Below are 15,623 nucleotides of genomic sequence, written 5' to 3' on the forward strand. Positions count from 1 at the left end.
AAATCTAAAATCTAAAATCTAAAATCTAAAATCTAAAATCTAAAATCTAAAATCTAAAATCTAAAATTATTCTTCCTCTTTCCCCCACGTTGATGGACTTTCGTTCCATTCCAGCAAAGTCGATTGTTGCTCTTCGGTAATATATTGTTTCTGAACAGCTAAGTCTAATAAGTTTTCGTAATTACTAAGTGTATACAAATCGATATTAGCATTTTTAAAGTTCTCTTCGGCAACATTAAAACCGTACGTAAAAATCGCTGCCATACCTTTTATATTGGCACCTTCGTTACGTAAAGCTTCAACAGCCATCAAACTGCTGTTTCCAGTACTAATTAAATCTTCAACCACAACCACATTTTGGCCTTTTTGTAAAAAACCTTCAACCTGGTTTTGTCTTCCATGTTTTTTTGCTTCCGGACGCACATATACAAATGGTAATCCAAGGCTTTCAGCAACAAGAATCCCCACTCCAATAGCTCCAGTGGCAACACCGGCAATAACATCTGGTTTCCCAAATTGTTTCTCAATATTTTTCGCAAACTCATCACGAACGTAGTTTCGGATGCTAGGAAATGAAAGAATTAACCTATTATCACAGTAAATAGGAGATTTCCAACCAGAAGCCCATGTAAAAGGATTTTCGGGATTCAATTTAATTGCATTTATTTGCAAAAGCAATTCGGCTGTTTTTTCGGCAGTATCTTTATTAAAAATCATAGTACAAATGTATAAAGTTTTTGTGAACGACAAACCACTTTTTTTGACAAATGAGATCTCGAAAGAGACTGATTTTCAATTATTCTTGTTAGAGAGTATTGATATCGAGCATCTTATCGTCAAAATGTTTCAAAATAAAATTCAAAAAGCTTATTTGTATCATCCTGACGAAAAGGAGATTATGAAGACGCTAAAAGCCAAAATCCCCGTAAATAAAGCGGGTGGAGGCCTTGTGTACAATAAAAAAGGCGAAGTCTTATTTATTTTCAGAAACGGAAAATGGGACTTGCCAAAAGGCGGAATCGAAAAAGGTGAAGAAATCGAAGACACCGCCATGCGCGAAGTCGAAGAAGAAACCGGAGTAGGTAAACTTCGCATTACCAATAAACTAGATAAAACCTATCACGTTTTTAAACGCAACGGAAAATACAAACTCAAAGTAACACATTGGTTCGAAATGCAATCTGACTTCGAAGGAATCCCACAAGGTCAGGCCGAAGAAGGAATCGAAAAAGTGGCCTGGCTAAATCCCGAGCAAATCAAAGAAGCATTAAAAAACTCTTACGAGAACATTAAATTGTTGTTCGAAAAAGAAAATACTTTTCAATAGCAATTACAAAAGTCAATATCAAAAATCAATTTAAAATTGACATTGCCATTGTCATTGATATTTGTAATTGCCATTGATTTTTGCCATTCCCATTAATTTGGGCGTGCCACCAATTAAAAAAAGACCTAATCAACTTTGCGTTCATTAGGTCTTTTTTTAATTGCTGTCGGGCTATCCACGCTACTTTGGTAGCTAGCTTCTATCCCTCACGCGAAGCTACACTTTGTCTTTAAATTTGCATGAAGTTTAAAGTTTTAGCAATGCAAAAATCTAATTTAGACTCAAATAAACTTAAGAATTACCATTTAGTTTTGTCAAAAGATTATTCTCATTAAAGACAGCGTTAATTACATTTTCGTTCTTTTCTGCTTTAATTTCGTTGCCGTTCAGTGTTAGTTGATAACCTTTCTGTGTTAGATAATTGGTAAAAGCATTTTTGTGATTTTGAATCTCAAATGTTGAAATTAATTCTGGAAAAACAGTTAAAATTCTGGCTAATTCTTCGCTTTCAACTTTATCAATTATATCAGATTTAATCGTAACCACCATCGTTCCCTGTCCGTAATTTCCAAGATAATAACCACTTCCGTTAAACATTTCAACAGCAATCATGCCTATTAAATGTAAATCATTCTCTACAGCGTCAAATTTTCCAACAGTCAATAAATCAATATTATTTTCTTCCCCATATTGTTTCAATAAAAGCGCTTGTTTCATAACCGATTCAGCATATCCACCCGCTTTATTTTCCCAAATCCATAACCAGGTTTCCGAAGAATGAGAAAAAGAACCCAAAACCTGCATCGGAAAAGTAAGATGATCTCCAAATGTTATTTCTTCCTTATTCATATCAACATTCCAGGAAAGTCCGCCGGTTACATCATAAAGATTTCTTTGTTTCTCCAGGGCAGATGCACCAAATTTCTCTAAAAAATCATTTTCAGATGTAAAGTGTTTACTAATGTTTTCCTGTTTAATAATTGCTTCTGTTTTTTCTTCGCTCTTTTTAAAAAGATTATTGAATATTCCCATTCTCTATGGTTTTTGGTTAAATAAAATTGATTTTTTATGTTTTGTTTCGTCCTGAAATAAGTTTACAAATCGATTTGATAAATTCTCGATTCTTCCTCCCACGGATGATATCCCTGCCCAATGTAGTTAAAGCCAATTTTTTCGTAGAATCCGATGTTATCCGTGCACAGATATAAATTTTTAAATCCGGCTTCTTTAGCGTCTTTTTTGGCTTTTTCGATAAGTAGTTTACTGTAATTGTTTCCTCTGTGTTTTTCCTCTATAAAGATGGCACAAACCCAAGGATAAAGATCCATTCGGCTAATAAAATCATTTGTAATAAGTCCGGCACAACCAATAATCGCGTCGTTATTTTCTAATAAATACCATTGTGGCAACGAGTCTTTGGCATTGATGCTATGGCTAATACAATCTTCATAAATAATGGGCGCTACTTCAGACCAACTATTTTGCAAGTATTCAATCGTTTTGTCTTTATATTCAGGGTTTTCCCTAACTGAAATTATTCTCATTTTTTGTTTTAAAATTATCGCGCAAAAAATTGATAGGTTAGACTTTTACTCGCTATCCTCATTTTTTATTCCTTTAAGCAAGGCATAAATTGCCATTGCATGTCCTTGGCCTAATTCAAAATCATTTTTAAGCCAGTTTACAATATCTCCCGCTTTTACGTCAGGTTTTAATTCTCCGTTTGCCGTAAAACCTTTTTGTTCTGCTAAAGTTCTAAACTCTGCGGGACCATTGCCTGTTTTTTCTTTAATTGTTTTTAAATATCCTTGAAATGACATAAAATAATGGTTAGTGGGTTAGTTTATCAAGTACTAAAATACAAATTAAAATAGAATTGGTTTTCAGGTTTTTAATTTCCTTGGCCAACTTTGTCAAAGTTTTAAACTTTGACAAAGTTTAACGAAAGAATTTTTAAGAATCTTTAGGCATACAAGTATTCTATATTTTGAAACAAAAAAACATTCAGTAGGAATGTCTGCTTGGTAGAATTAAAATTGAATTACAGTTATACATTCCGCAGGAACGTTTGATTAATGGGGGTATGTTTTGTTTATATAAATCAGGTGTCCCTACAGGACACATTTCACAAAACGATATTATTTTTTTCTACCAATGAGATATTCCTACGGAATATTATATATCGTTGTTGAGGACGATAGCGCAAATTTGTAACAACTGAGATAGTATCAAATAGAATGCTAATGCTTAATTCTATTTAGGGACACGGATTGTAAAACCACATTCTGGCGTTTGCTGTCATAAAGGATCGGAAACTTTAAAAATGGGCTGAAAGCCCTAATAGCAATAGCGTAGTGCAGCGCACTACGAATTAAATTAAAATTGGAAATTGCCCTGAAAGGGCAAAAGAAAATTAAGAATAAAGATTCAAAGAATAGTTGTTTTATGCGCTAACAAATATGGTAAACGTACTTTTTGAAATTAGGCTTTCGCCCTTACAGGGCTTAAAATTACAATCGTTTTTCATTCATAGTGCTTCGCACCATGCTATTGCTAAGGCTCTTTCAGAGCAATAGGTTTAGAACACTTACACTATTGTTATTTCAAAACTAGCTAATCAAATGTATAAGTTTAAAATAAAGTATTTTTATGTAAATCCATAATGAGTTAAATACCGATAACGATTCAACTTTGTCAAAGTTTTAAAACTTTGACAAAGTTCTATACAAAGCTTTGCGATCTCTGTGTTTTTCAACTCAATCAAAATCAAAAAAAACTTAGCGCTCTTTGCGGTTTAAAAAAAACTTTGCGGTCAAAAAAATCTACAAAACACGATAAACAGGATATTGTAAATGCGCTTTTTCGTAATACACAGAATTTTTATAAATCCAATTTAATTGCGCTTCGGCATTTTTAGCAAATTCGCGATCGTTTTGTTTTTTCGTTTCTAGTTCAGCTTTTAGTTGTGGATTTTCTTTTAAAAGTTTCGAAGCTGTATCTTCAAAAATATATTCAGAATAATGTTCTTTTTGTTGTAAAATAGGATCGAAGAAATTCCAGTTAAAGAAAGAATCGACACCTTCCGGTTCAAAAGCCTCTACGAGATATTTTACGCCTTTTTGGTTTGTCGAAACTAAGTAGTCACCTTTGGCGAAAGCCATTTTTACAACTTTAGAATTTATCGTTGTGTTGTAATGCAAATAATGTCCTTCGTAAGGATTTTGAACCGTTTTAAAATCAGCAATTTTATAACTTTCGACTTCTATAATCGTATCCTTTTTAAGCTGCGAATAGGTAATATTGTTATTCTTCAGGAGATCAATAATATTCCAATAACCACGCGGAATAACATACGCACCTGGAATCACAACTTCTTTCACCGATTTGAATTCTTTGATATAGGGAACGTCTTTTTTATACGGTTTGCTTCGGTCATAATACAAACGATTTCCCGTTGTAGCATCGCTTTTTTTGTAACTCGCTTCATATCCTAAAAACGAAAATGTTGTGGCTTTTGTACTGTCTAATTCCCATTTTAAAGTATAGGTTTTTTTAGGCTGATATTGCTCTAAGTTTTTTACCCTAAGTGCTTTAATTTTTTGATAATTGGCATCTGTAAAATCCAAAGTCGATTTGGTGTATTCATAAGTCATTTTTACGCGTTCAGCATATTTTTTCAGCATATGAGTTTCTACCACAAAACCAATCGTATTAAACAACGAGGTATAACCTGTCGTATATCTTGGACTATCTACAAACTGACCAAAACCTTTGTCCGGTGTATCTTTAAAAGAATCGACATAAGGTGTGGTTTCAATTTTCTTTTGCTGTAAATCTTTTACCAAAGCCGGCATCATTTCGTCATTCAAAAAATCACCCAAAACAGTTCCTAATTTGTTGTGTTGTGTCATGATGTAGGTTAGTTTGTATTGGTAATCAGATCCGTTGCTCACGTGATTATCAATAAAAACATCGGCGTTTATTTTCTGAAAAATTTCGACAAAACTCTTTGTGTTTCGAGTGTCAGATTTCATTAAATCCCGATTCAAATCATAGTTTCTCGCATTTCCTCTAAAACCATAAATCTCGGGTCCATCCTGATTCGCTCTTGTAGTCGAATTTCGGTTTAAAGCCCCTCCAATATTATAAACCGGAATAGTAACCAAAACAGTGTTTTTAGGTGCTTTTAGTTTACCAATGGCTAAATCTCTGTAGAATTGCATTGTAGCGTCAATTCCGTCAGGTTCTCCCGCGTGAATTCCGTTATTGATAAAAAGAACCGCTTTGTTTTTCTGAATTTTTTCAAAATGAAACTCTTTGTCAGGATTATAAACGACCATATGCAACGGTTCTCCCGAATCTGTAAGTCCCATTTCTTTGATTTGAATCGTTGGGAAATCTTTTGCCAGAAGCTTAAAATAAGCAATAGTTTCCTGATATGAAGCAGATTGATTTCCGTTTCCTTTCTCAAAAAAAGTATCGTATTTTTTATTGTTTTGTCCAAAGATCGTTAACGAAAAAAGGAGAAGTGGCAGAATGAAAAATCTCATGGTTCGGGTTTTAAATAGAGAATCAAATATAGAAATTTTGTTTTAGGTTTTAGATGGAAAATAGGAGTAGAGCTACTTTGGTATTTTACCGCAAAGCGTGCAAAGTTTTTTTAATTTAGAGGGTTTTAAAAAACGCAAAGTTCGCAAAGCTTTGTCAATATAAGTTTGCGACTTTGCGAGAAATAAATAGCGTTCATTGCGTAAACCTTCGCGCACTTTGAGGTTAAACTTTTTATTCGCATTTCAAACCTAAAACAAAGAAAACCTGAAACAATCAGTATTTTGACTACTTTTGCAAAATGAATAAAAATCACCATTCCAACAACATACTTTCGAACTTAGGTATTGAGAGCCTAAACGAAATGCAAGAAGTTGCTCAAGACGCAATTTTAAACGATAACAACGTATTATTACTTTCTCCTACAGGATCAGGAAAAACATTAGCTTTTTTATTGCCTGTTTTAGAATTGTTGCAACCTGAAATCCTTTCGGTTCAATGTTTAATATTAGTGCCTTCGCGCGAATTAGGTTTGCAGATTGAGCAGGTTTGGAAAAAAATGGGAACACCATACAAAGTAAATATTTGTTACGGTGGTCACTCGATAGATACTGAAATCAAAAATCTTAGCAACCCGCCAGCAGTTTTAATAGGAACTCCGGGAAGAATTGCAGATCATATTGACAGAGATACTTTTAGAACAGATAAAATTCAGACTTTAATTCTGGATGAATTTGATAAGTCGTTGCAATTGGGCTTTCATGAGCAAATGTCTTATATCATTGGAAAGTTAACTAAACTGAACAAACGTGTTTTGGTTTCGGCAACTTCTGATATTGAAATCCCAAGATACACACGAGTTGTAAATCCGACGGTTTTAGATTTTATTCCGGAGCAGGAAGAGAAAACGAATCTTTCGATGAAAATGGTTGTTTCTCCTTCTAAAGACAAATTAGGCAGTTTATTTAATTTGATTTGTTCTTTAAAATCACAATCGGCTATTATTTTTTGTAATCATCGTGATGCTGCCGAACGTATTAGCGATACATTAAACGAAAAAGGCATTTACGCTACTTATTATCATGGTGGAATGGATCAGGACGAGCGCGAACGTGCTTTGATTCAGTTTAGAAACGGAAGTATGAGTTACCTCATCACAACGGATTTAGCGGCTCGTGGACTGGATATTCCTGAAATGAAACACGTTATTCATTATCATTTACCTCTTAAAGAAGACGAATTTACACACCGTAACGGTCGTACTGCGCGTATGCAAGCTTCTGGAACGGCATATATTATCATTCACGAAAGTGAAAAAAAACTGGATTACATCGACTACGGAATGGAAGTTTTAAAAGTTGATAATGCTACGACTTTGCCAAAACCACCCGAATTTCAAACTATTTATATTAGTGGGGGAAAGAAAACAAAACTGAATAAAATTGATATTGTGGGTTTCTTTTCTCAAAAAGGAAAACTGGAGAAAGGCGATTTAGGTTTAATTGAAGTAAAAGATTTCATTTCGTTTGCGGCCGTAAAATTCAATAAAGTAAAAGACTTGCTGCATAATATTAAGGACGAAAAAATGAAAGGCAAGAAATTTAAAATTGAAGTTGCCCGCAAAGTGGTAAAGAAAGAGGAGGAGAAGTAGTTTTTTGGTTTCCGGTTTTAAGTTTCGGGTTTGTTTTAGATAAGATCTTCTTTTGTTAAAGAACTATATTAAAATCAAGAAGGAATTATTGTAGTATAAGTTTTATAATTAAGGCCTGTTTTGATCGTTTTTGATCACTGTATTGGGGCGGTTTTTAATATATTTTGAGGTATTACGTGCGTGTTAAAATATTGAATTTCAATATTTTAATTTGATTTATTAAAGGTTTTAACTGATTTTAAATAACAATCTTAATATATTGTTAATAAATTAACGGTTAAGGCTTTAATTTATCATATTTTCTGCGTTTCTTGTGCCCGTAAATAATAAACCCCAAATTAATTATGAAAAGAATTATTACGATTGCCATTTTGATGTTTAGTTTTGTCTCTTTTGCACAAATTAAGGTTATTGAAACTGTACCAGTTGAGAGATTAGGAAAAGTAAATAACAATTATATTCAAAAAATTGGAGATGAATATACTGTTTATTATACAAGTATCCAGAATGATGATGAATCATCAAGCTTGAGAAAATTTACATTCAAAAATGTAAATAATGATTATAATAGCCTTTATAATATTATTGTAAATGGTTTTACTGCAAGCCCTTTATATGATATCAAATTAGAATTGCCTAATAACTATATTTGGTTACACTACACAGGAAGTGTTATTCCGGAGAAAGCGACAGTTCAGTTTATGGTTTCTTCTAAAGATGCTTCTTCTGCAACAAGCAGTGTTTCTGAACCATTATTAAAAGATCAGATTAATAAATTATTCCAAAAATAATTTACTCTTATACAAACTAAAAAAAGGGCTATTCAAAATATGAATAGCCCTTTTTTAGTATACAGTTTTCGGTCGCAGTTTTCAGTTATTTTACGAACTGAAAACTGCGACTGCGACTGAAAACTTATATCTTCTTCACGTATTGCGTAATAATTACAATTTGCTGACCGTCTACTTTTCCTTCAATGTATTCGGCATTTTCATGATCTAAACGAATGTTACGAACTGCAGTTCCTTGTTTGGCAACCATGCTTGATCCTTTTACTTTAAGATCTTTAATTAAAACGACAGAATCTCCGTGTTCTAAAATTACGCCATTGCTATCACGGTGAATGATTTTGTTTTCGTCATCTTCGCCTTCGCCAGTGGCTTGCGCCCATGCCAGAGTATCTTCGTCTAAATACATCATGTCTAATAATTCCTGTGGCCATCCCGCAGCACGCATACGGCTCAACATTCTCCAGGCTACCACTTGCACGGCAACGTTTTCATTCCACATGCTGTCGTTAAGACATCTCCAGTGATTTAAATCGACATTATCCGGGTTTTCAATTTGGTCTATACACGTACTACATGCTAAAATACTTTCGTCAAGACCACCTTTTTGAGTTGGTAATACCTGATATACTTTTAGGTTTTCTTCGGCGCCACAAAGTTCACATTTAGATCCGCTACGTTTGTTTAATTCTCTTTCGATGCTCATTATTTGGTGTTTATTTTAAAAATGCGAAATTACTTATAATTTGTTTCGCTTGCAAGTTTATATTTGGACTTAAAATTCTAGTTTTTAAATATTATTTCATCAAGATTAATAATTGAAGTTTCATTTTCAGAACTTTCATGATATAGTACTTCAATACTGTTTTCAGAAACAAATTTTATTTTTTTATCACAGCCGGTTACACAAGTTTCGGTGTAAATAGGAAAGTATAATTTTTTATTTTTATCAAATGCGATAATGTTGCCTCGAAAAAAAGATACAATTTTAAAGTTGTTATTTTCAATACTTTCTGATTTGTTGTAATCTCCTGTAAAATTAAATAAATCATCTTTATAATAAGTACTGTAAATTGTGTCCGGGATTCCGGAATAGCCATTGGCTAAGTGATTAATAGAATTGTTATCAGTTTCCCATTTTTGCACATAGTTAGTGTAGTGATTCTCATCTTTTGAAATATGAAAAATCAATTTACTTTTATTGGCAAATTCATACAGAACTTTTTTTATTTCGGGTTCCGAATCTAAAATTTTACTGTCAATAAATTCACCGTCAATAGATTGTTTACTTCGAAGTGAAATTTCTCCAGCATACATTAGAGTATAGCTCTTTAAAGTTTGAGTATTTAGCATTATAAAAGATACTGTTTGTTCTGTAACAGCAGTTCCCTGATAAGATTCCCGAATAGATAAAAGAATGTATTCCTGATTTTTAATTGTTGTTTTCTGAAAACTTTCTTTTCCAATTTCGGTGTAATTATATTCGTTGGAAATTAAAGTATCTTTTTTGATGAGTTTAAATTCGTTTCCTTCTTTTAAATATTTTGAAACTAAAATAAAATTTTTATCCCCGACTAAAAAATGTTTATCGTTTTCACTTGGCTCGTACGCCGTAATTCGTATTTCTTCAGTATTCTCTTTATTGGTTGTTTTGTAGAGAAGAGCTAAGCTATCTAATCTGATGTCTTGTTTAGTTTCTGATTTGTCTTTAAACTTTGTTGCTTTTTCTTCTTTTTTACAAGAAACAAAAACTGTAGCAGAACAAATTAAAACAAGGATTATGGCTTTTATTTTCATCTAAAATGATATTAAAAAATATATGTTTTGGTTTTAATTTAATCATTAAATCTTAGCTATCCAGCTTGTAATTTCGTTGAGAGCCTGAGGATTTATTTCATATAAATTTTGGTATTCTTTTGTTTTTTTCCAATCATCAGATCCCGCTCGTAAAAAATGATTCAATCCATTTATAATTTTAACCTCTATGTTTTTATTATTTAAATCATGAATTAATGCGGCAGTTTCTGTACTGTTGAAAAAGCTATCATTTGTTCCTGCAATAAAAAGCATTGGAATTTGTAAATTCTGAAATAGCATTTTGGTACTTACCTTAATTTCAGGATTTCTTCTGGAGTTGTATTGAGGTTTATTAAATTTTCCAAATTTTTCAATTGGTGTAGCCATCAATATCAAAAAATCAATTTTAAGTCCGCTTTGATAGACATCAATTGTGGCGATTCCGCCTAAACTATGACCTAAAGCGCCTATTTTTTTATTAGAAAGAGAATCAATTTTCTGAAGATTATTTAATGCATAATACAAGTCTTTTATAATTTGATCAACTCCAAAATTTACTTTTCCGCCTGATTTACCAACGCCACGATCGTCAAAGCGATAAACTGCAATTCCATTTTTTAATAATTCTTCTGCAATATTATAATGAGAATTGCGGTTGTTCTGACCGCTTCCTGGTGTTATAACGACAATTTTTGAATAGTTGGTTTTAGGAAAAATAAGTGTTCCGCTTAACTTTACGTTTTCTTCAGAATCGATAAAATCAATTTCTTTCGAATTGTATCGTTCGATATCTTTTATTCCTTTTCCGAAATCAGAATTATTCTGACTACTAATTTTATTAAATGAAATAAAGAGAAGCATTAGAATTAGTTTTTTAAACACAAATTTTGGTTTTAGGTAAAATCGCTTCTTTATTTCTTCACTCTAACAGCATCCGGAACCAGCATTTCGTATTCGCCGCCATGACGTAATACATCGCGCACAATGCTTGAACTAATAAATGAAGTACTTGCTGCTGTTAATAAAAATACGGTTTCGATTTTAGATAGTTTTCTGTTGGTGTGGGCGATGGCTTTTTCGAATTCGAAATCGGCAGGATTGCGCAAACCTCTTAAAATGAAGTGGGCTTTTTGTTTTTTAGCCAGATCTATTGTTAATCCTTCGTAAGTAATAACAGAAATTTTTGGTTCGTCTTTGAAAGTTTCTTCTATAAAGCGTTTTCTTTCTTCGAGTGAAAACATATATTTTTTTTCGGCGTTTACACCAATTGCAATTACAATTTCATCAAATAAAGGAATTCCTCTTTTGATAATGTCTTCGTGTCCAAGTGTAATGGGGTCAAATGATCCGGGGAATATCGCTTTTCGCATTTTTTTTCTTTTAAGGTTCAGAGGTTAAAAGTTACAAAGATTCAAAGTTTGAATATTTCGAAGCTTTTGGAATTTGGAATTTAAATTTTGGAATTTATTATTAGGTTATTCTAAGCGTTTTTAATGCAGGAACCCATTCATCTTTTTTGCAGACTTCACAATTTGCAGTTCCTGATGTATGTTCTTCGGTGTGGCCGCAAAAGGTGCAGGCATGAATTCCGTCTTTTTCTATGATTTTACTTTTTTTATTGAATGCAGCGGGCAAAATAGGTAATCCGTATTTTACTTCCTGATCTTCATAGAAAAATACGCTTATTTCTCCGCTGGTTTCTATAAAAGCGTGTTTTATTTGTCCGAGATGTTCTATCGACTTTATGCGAAGCTCAGAGAAAAACTCGTCTTGGGCGAGGCTTTCTTTTTTGAAAGTCGCAATAGAAAATTTACCATTATTGATTAAACATTCGGTTTTACCTTCTATAAATTCTTCGAATCTTTTACTTTTTCCGGTAAGCCACGTTACAGAACGATATAAAATAATAATTACCGTAAAAACGATCGCAGCGGGAACAATACCTACATCTTCATAAAACATAGGATCTCCTGCGGCAGAACCTAGTGCAATGATGATTACGGTTTCGAAAATTGATAATTGTTTTACACCTCTTTTTCCTGCTAGTTTTAGGGTTAGCAGTAAAATGATGAACATTACTGTAGAACGAAATATTACTTCCAGAGCAAAGTTTGCGGGAAGATTGTTGTAAAAAAGCCTATTCCATTCGAATATTTCTTTCATTTTTTTTAAGGTGCTAAGGTGCTGAGAGGCTAAGTTGCTAAGTTTAGTCGTTTAAGGATCATTTGTAGTTTGATCACTTTGCGGGACTTCGACTTCGCTCAGTCTGACAATATTTTGTGGTTAAAAAAAAGGTTCTGAGATCTTAGTAACTTAGTATCTCAGAACCTTAGTATCTTTTAAGAGAGCGCTAACTCAATCGCGTTGGTAAATAAATCTTCGAGAGATATTCCGGCTGCGTGTGCTTGTTGCGGGATTAGGCTTTCGGTGGTTAAACCTGGTATGGTGTTCATCTCCAGCATGTATGGTTCGTTGTCTACGATGATGAATTCGCTTCTTGAGAATCCTTTCATCTTTAAGACTTCGTATGCACGTTTTGCTACTTCGCTAACTTTTTGTGTTAACTCGTCTGAAATTCGAGCTGGCGTGATTTCTTGTGATTTTCCTTCGTATTTGGCTTCGTAATCGAAGAAATCATTGTCTGAAACTATTTCGGTGATGGGTAAAACCTTGATTTCGCCCTGGTAATTGATTACTCCCACAGAAACTTCGGTTCCGTCAAGGAAGCTTTCGATGATAATTTCGTTGTCTTCTTTATAAGCTACTTCGATCGCGATTGGCAATTCTGCTTCTGATTTTACTTTTGAGATTCCGAAACTAGAACCTGCTTTGTTTGGTTTTACGAAACATGGCAAACCTACTTTTTTAACGATTTCGGCAGTATTGATAACATCACCTTTATTTAGGTAATAAGAAATTGCCGTTTTGATTCCGTATGGTTTTAAAACCGATAATAAATCACGTTTATTGAATGTTAATGCGGCTTGGTAATAATCGCAAGACGATTGTTTAATTCCTATTAATTCGAAATACGCCTGCATTAATCCATCTTCGCCCGGAGTACCGTGAATAGCGTTGAATACACAGTCGAATGTGATTTTTTGATCGTTTACGGTTACAGAAAAATCGTTTTTATCGATCGAAAATTCGGCGTTGTTTTCGTCTACATATACCCATTTTTCTTTAAAAATATGAATACGGAATCCGTTGTATTTTGTTTTGTCAAGATATTGGTAAACAACGTTTCCGCTGATCAGCGATATTTTGTATTCGCTTGAATATCCGCCCATGATGATGGCAATGTTTTTCATTCTATATTGTTTATATGTTTAATCTTTTATTTAATTATTTCAGGTTTCAGGTTTTTTGCCACGAATTCAGGAATTAGATTTTAAAAATCTGTGTCTATCTGTTTAAATCCGTTAGATCTGCGTGCTATCTCTATCGCTTTGCCTGACAAATTGTACCAAAAATCTTTTTATGAAAACTAAAGCCCTAGCCCTGATGGGAGCGGCATCCTTTTGGGCCGGTGTTCGGCACAAAAGATACAGCGGACAGCAGGAAATAGCTCCTGAAAATTATCCTTCGACTTCGCTCAGGATGACAATCATGCGACTTTCTTGTTTAAAACAAAATTATCATTTTTTTTGAAACGAAATAGCTTTATCTTTGCCACAACTAAAAATTAATTTATGACTTTACGTAAGTATTTAACAAGCCGTGTGTTTTTTGTACAAATCCTGATTGCTGCTGCTATTATTGCTGTTTTGGGTTATCTGTTTATGCATTGGCTGACTTTTACAACTGATCATGGACATGAAATTGCAGTTCCGAATTTGTCTAAATTGACAGAGGAACAAGTGGAGGCAAAACTGGATGAACTGGACTTGGATTATGTGCTTTTGGATAGTGTTGATTACAGAAGTGAATTTCCTAAATACAGTGTTGTTGAGCAAGATCCGTTGCCGGGAACGAAGGTAAAAGTGGGAAGAAAAATATATATTAAAATTAATGCGTCAGGTTTTTCGTCTGTTAGAATTCCTGATTTAATCGAGAAAACGTATCGTGAAGCGGTTCCTACTTTGAAGGCTTTAGGGCTTGAGCAGGGAACTATTACTTATATTCCGAATCTTGGAAAAGATATGGTTTTGGAGATGCGTTATAAAGGTAGAAACTTAAAAGTAGGCGACCGAGTGCTGAAAGCGTCTAAAATTGATTTGGTTTTAGGTGACGGAAAAGCAACTTATGTAGATGAAAGTCAGGCGACAGACAGTTTAGCTGCGCCAACTACTGAAACCCCAAAAGATGAACAATAATAATGAAAATTTAGATCTGGAAGACGAATTATTCGAACATTTTAGATTTGAAGTCCCTAAAGGTCAGGCGCTTTTGCGTATTGACAAATATTTAATGAATTTGATTCAGAATGCGACGCGTAACAAAATTCAGAACGCGGCAACTGAAGGTAATATTTTTGTAAATGATATTCCGGTAAAATCAAATTATAAGGTAAAACCTTTTGATGTTGTGACGGTTATGTTAACGCATCCGCCATACGAAAATCATATTCTTCCTGAGAATATTCCGTTGAATATTGTTTATGAAGATGATGCTTTGTTGTTAATTAACAAAGAACCCGGAATGGTTGTACATCCTGGTCACGGTAATTATACCGGGACTTTGGTAAATGCTTTGGCACATCATTTTGATAATTTGCCAATGAACAGCAGCGAACGTCCTGGTTTGGTTCATAGAATTGATAAGGATACGTCGGGACTTTTGGTTGTGGCGAAAACGGAAGCGGCTATGACGCATCTGGCAAAGCAATTTGAGGCTAAAACTTCTGAACGTGAGTATATTGCTCTTGTTTGGGGAAATGTTGCTGAAGAGGCGGGAACTATTGAAGGAAATCTTGCAAGACATTTGAAAGACCGCATGCAAATGGCCGTTTTTGCTGATCCTGAAATTGGAAAACCTGCGATTACGCATTATAAGGTTTTGGAACGTTTTGGTTACGTTACTTTGATTTCTTGTAAGTTAGAAACGGGTAGAACGCACCAGATTCGTGCGCACATGAAACATATTGGTCATCCGCTTTTTAATGACGAACGTTATGGTGGTCATTTGATTTTGAAGGGAACGACTTTTACAAAATACAAACAGTTTATTGATAATTGTTTTAAAGCATTGCCACGTCAGGCTTTGCATGCTAAAACACTCGGTTTTGTGCATCCTGCGACTGGCGAAATGATGCGTTTTGATACTGAATTACCTCAGGATTTTCAGGATTGTATCGAGAAATGGCGCAATTATGGAAAGACGCATAATATGGAAGATGACGAGAACTAATTAGATAATTTGTCAATTATAAAATTAGAAAATTTCTTATAATTTAAAAAAAGCTCCTTTATAGGTAGTCATGGTCGGAAGATTATTCTTCCGGCCTTTTTTGTTTTATACTTTAAAAAAAAATGTTTTTATTTATTTTATTTAACACGAATTTTCTTGTTTA

The 15,623-nt window shown here is 33.7% G+C and carries 17 protein-coding genes; 6 read left to right on the forward strand and 11 right to left on the reverse strand.

All coding sequences use genetic code 11. The features are described from left to right. Nucleotides 1–66 precede the first annotated feature (66 nt). Nucleotides 67–717 (reverse strand): orotate phosphoribosyltransferase, encoded by a 651-nt coding sequence (gene pyrE, locus FLACOL7796_RS19565; protein WP_173972482.1) that lies wholly within the window; start codon nucleotides 715–717, stop codon nucleotides 67–69. 7 nt (nucleotides 718–724) lie between these two features. Between pyrE and FLACOL7796_RS19570 the strand changes: the two genes are divergently transcribed. Continuing rightward, nucleotides 725–1,327 (forward strand): NUDIX hydrolase, encoded by a 603-nt coding sequence (locus FLACOL7796_RS19570; RefSeq protein ID WP_173972483.1) that lies wholly within the window; start codon nucleotides 725–727, stop codon nucleotides 1,325–1,327. A gap of 291 nt (nucleotides 1,328–1,618) precedes the next feature. Here FLACOL7796_RS19570 and FLACOL7796_RS19575 read toward each other — a convergent pair whose 3' ends face one another. The 4 genes from FLACOL7796_RS19575 to FLACOL7796_RS19590 all read right to left on the reverse strand — a co-directional run bounded on the left by FLACOL7796_RS19575 (nucleotide 1,619) and on the right by FLACOL7796_RS19590 (nucleotide 5,877). After that, nucleotides 1,619–2,359 (reverse strand): DUF6882 domain-containing protein, encoded by a 741-nt coding sequence (locus FLACOL7796_RS19575; protein ID WP_173972484.1) that lies wholly within the window; start codon nucleotides 2,357–2,359, stop codon nucleotides 1,619–1,621. Between the two features lie 62 nt (nucleotides 2,360–2,421). Next, on the reverse strand, nucleotides 2,422–2,871 hold the full coding sequence (locus tag FLACOL7796_RS19580; RefSeq protein ID WP_173972485.1) for a GNAT family N-acetyltransferase: 450 nt from the start codon (nucleotides 2,869–2,871) through the stop codon (nucleotides 2,422–2,424). 45 nt (nucleotides 2,872–2,916) lie between these two features. After that, entirely contained in the window at nucleotides 2,917–3,147 is a 231-nt protein-coding gene (locus FLACOL7796_RS19585) for a DUF4287 domain-containing protein (protein WP_173972486.1), read from the reverse strand. A gap of 1,002 nt (nucleotides 3,148–4,149) precedes the next feature. Then, on the reverse strand, nucleotides 4,150–5,877 hold the full coding sequence (locus FLACOL7796_RS19590) for a M14 family metallopeptidase (protein ID WP_173972487.1): 1,728 nt from the start codon (nucleotides 5,875–5,877) through the stop codon (nucleotides 4,150–4,152). A 299-nt stretch (nucleotides 5,878–6,176) separates the two neighbouring features. Between FLACOL7796_RS19590 and FLACOL7796_RS19595 the strand changes: the two genes are divergently transcribed. Beyond that, complete coding sequence (locus FLACOL7796_RS19595) at nucleotides 6,177–7,526, forward strand: DEAD/DEAH box helicase (RefSeq protein ID WP_173972488.1); 1,350 nt, start codon at nucleotides 6,177–6,179, stop codon at nucleotides 7,524–7,526. A gap of 344 nt (nucleotides 7,527–7,870) precedes the next feature. Continuing rightward, nucleotides 7,871–8,317, forward strand: a complete 447-nt coding sequence (locus FLACOL7796_RS19600) for a hypothetical protein (protein WP_173972489.1) — start codon at nucleotides 7,871–7,873, stop codon at nucleotides 8,315–8,317. A gap of 124 nt (nucleotides 8,318–8,441) precedes the next feature. On the opposite strand, the gene FLACOL7796_RS19605 is transcribed toward FLACOL7796_RS19600, so the two are convergent. From FLACOL7796_RS19605 to FLACOL7796_RS19630, 6 genes are all read right to left on the reverse strand, one after another. After that, nucleotides 8,442–9,020, reverse strand: a complete 579-nt coding sequence (locus FLACOL7796_RS19605; protein WP_173972490.1) for a PhnA domain-containing protein — start codon at nucleotides 9,018–9,020, stop codon at nucleotides 8,442–8,444. A 77-nt stretch (nucleotides 9,021–9,097) separates the two neighbouring features. After that, on the reverse strand, nucleotides 9,098–10,111 hold the full coding sequence (locus tag FLACOL7796_RS19610) for a hypothetical protein (protein WP_173972491.1): 1,014 nt from the start codon (nucleotides 10,109–10,111) through the stop codon (nucleotides 9,098–9,100). 45 nt (nucleotides 10,112–10,156) lie between these two features. Next, nucleotides 10,157–10,972 carry an alpha/beta hydrolase gene (locus FLACOL7796_RS19615; RefSeq protein ID WP_173972492.1) on the reverse strand — a complete coding sequence of 272 codons (816 nt, stop codon included), beginning with the start codon at nucleotides 10,970–10,972 and terminating at the stop codon, nucleotides 10,157–10,159. A gap of 50 nt (nucleotides 10,973–11,022) precedes the next feature. Further along, nucleotides 11,023–11,481 carry a pantetheine-phosphate adenylyltransferase gene (coaD, locus tag FLACOL7796_RS19620; protein WP_173972493.1) on the reverse strand — a complete coding sequence of 153 codons (459 nt, stop codon included), beginning with the start codon at nucleotides 11,479–11,481 and terminating at the stop codon, nucleotides 11,023–11,025. Nucleotides 11,482–11,581: 100 nt separating this feature from the next. Then, nucleotides 11,582–12,274, reverse strand: a complete 693-nt coding sequence (locus FLACOL7796_RS19625; RefSeq protein WP_173972494.1) for a DUF421 domain-containing protein — start codon at nucleotides 12,272–12,274, stop codon at nucleotides 11,582–11,584. 176 nt (nucleotides 12,275–12,450) lie between these two features. Then, nucleotides 12,451–13,422: a D-alanine--D-alanine ligase gene (locus tag FLACOL7796_RS19630; protein ID WP_173972495.1), complete on the reverse strand. Its 972-nt coding sequence runs from the start codon at nucleotides 13,420–13,422 to the stop codon at nucleotides 12,451–12,453. 169 nt (nucleotides 13,423–13,591) lie between these two features. Here FLACOL7796_RS19630 and FLACOL7796_RS19635 point away from each other — a divergent pair, with 169 nt between their 5' ends. Genes FLACOL7796_RS19635 through FLACOL7796_RS19645 form a run of 3 tightly spaced genes read left to right on the forward strand, consistent with a single transcriptional unit; the run spans nucleotide 13,592 to nucleotide 15,460 of the window. Next, nucleotides 13,592–13,762, forward strand: a complete 171-nt coding sequence (locus FLACOL7796_RS19635; RefSeq protein ID WP_173972496.1) for a hypothetical protein — start codon at nucleotides 13,592–13,594, stop codon at nucleotides 13,760–13,762. Between the two features lie 41 nt (nucleotides 13,763–13,803). Next, on the forward strand, nucleotides 13,804–14,427 hold the full coding sequence (locus FLACOL7796_RS19640; RefSeq protein ID WP_173972497.1) for a PASTA domain-containing protein: 624 nt from the start codon (nucleotides 13,804–13,806) through the stop codon (nucleotides 14,425–14,427). Next, nucleotides 14,417–15,460 (forward strand): RluA family pseudouridine synthase, encoded by a 1,044-nt coding sequence (locus FLACOL7796_RS19645; RefSeq protein ID WP_173972498.1) that lies wholly within the window; start codon nucleotides 14,417–14,419, stop codon nucleotides 15,458–15,460. Before FLACOL7796_RS19640 ends, FLACOL7796_RS19645 begins: the two co-directional genes overlap by 11 nt. Nucleotides 15,461–15,623 lie beyond the last annotated feature (163 nt).

It is taken from the genome of Flavobacterium bizetiae (assembly GCF_902804475.1).
Taxonomy (GTDB): Bacteria; Bacteroidota; Bacteroidia; order Flavobacteriales; family Flavobacteriaceae; genus Flavobacterium; species Flavobacterium bizetiae.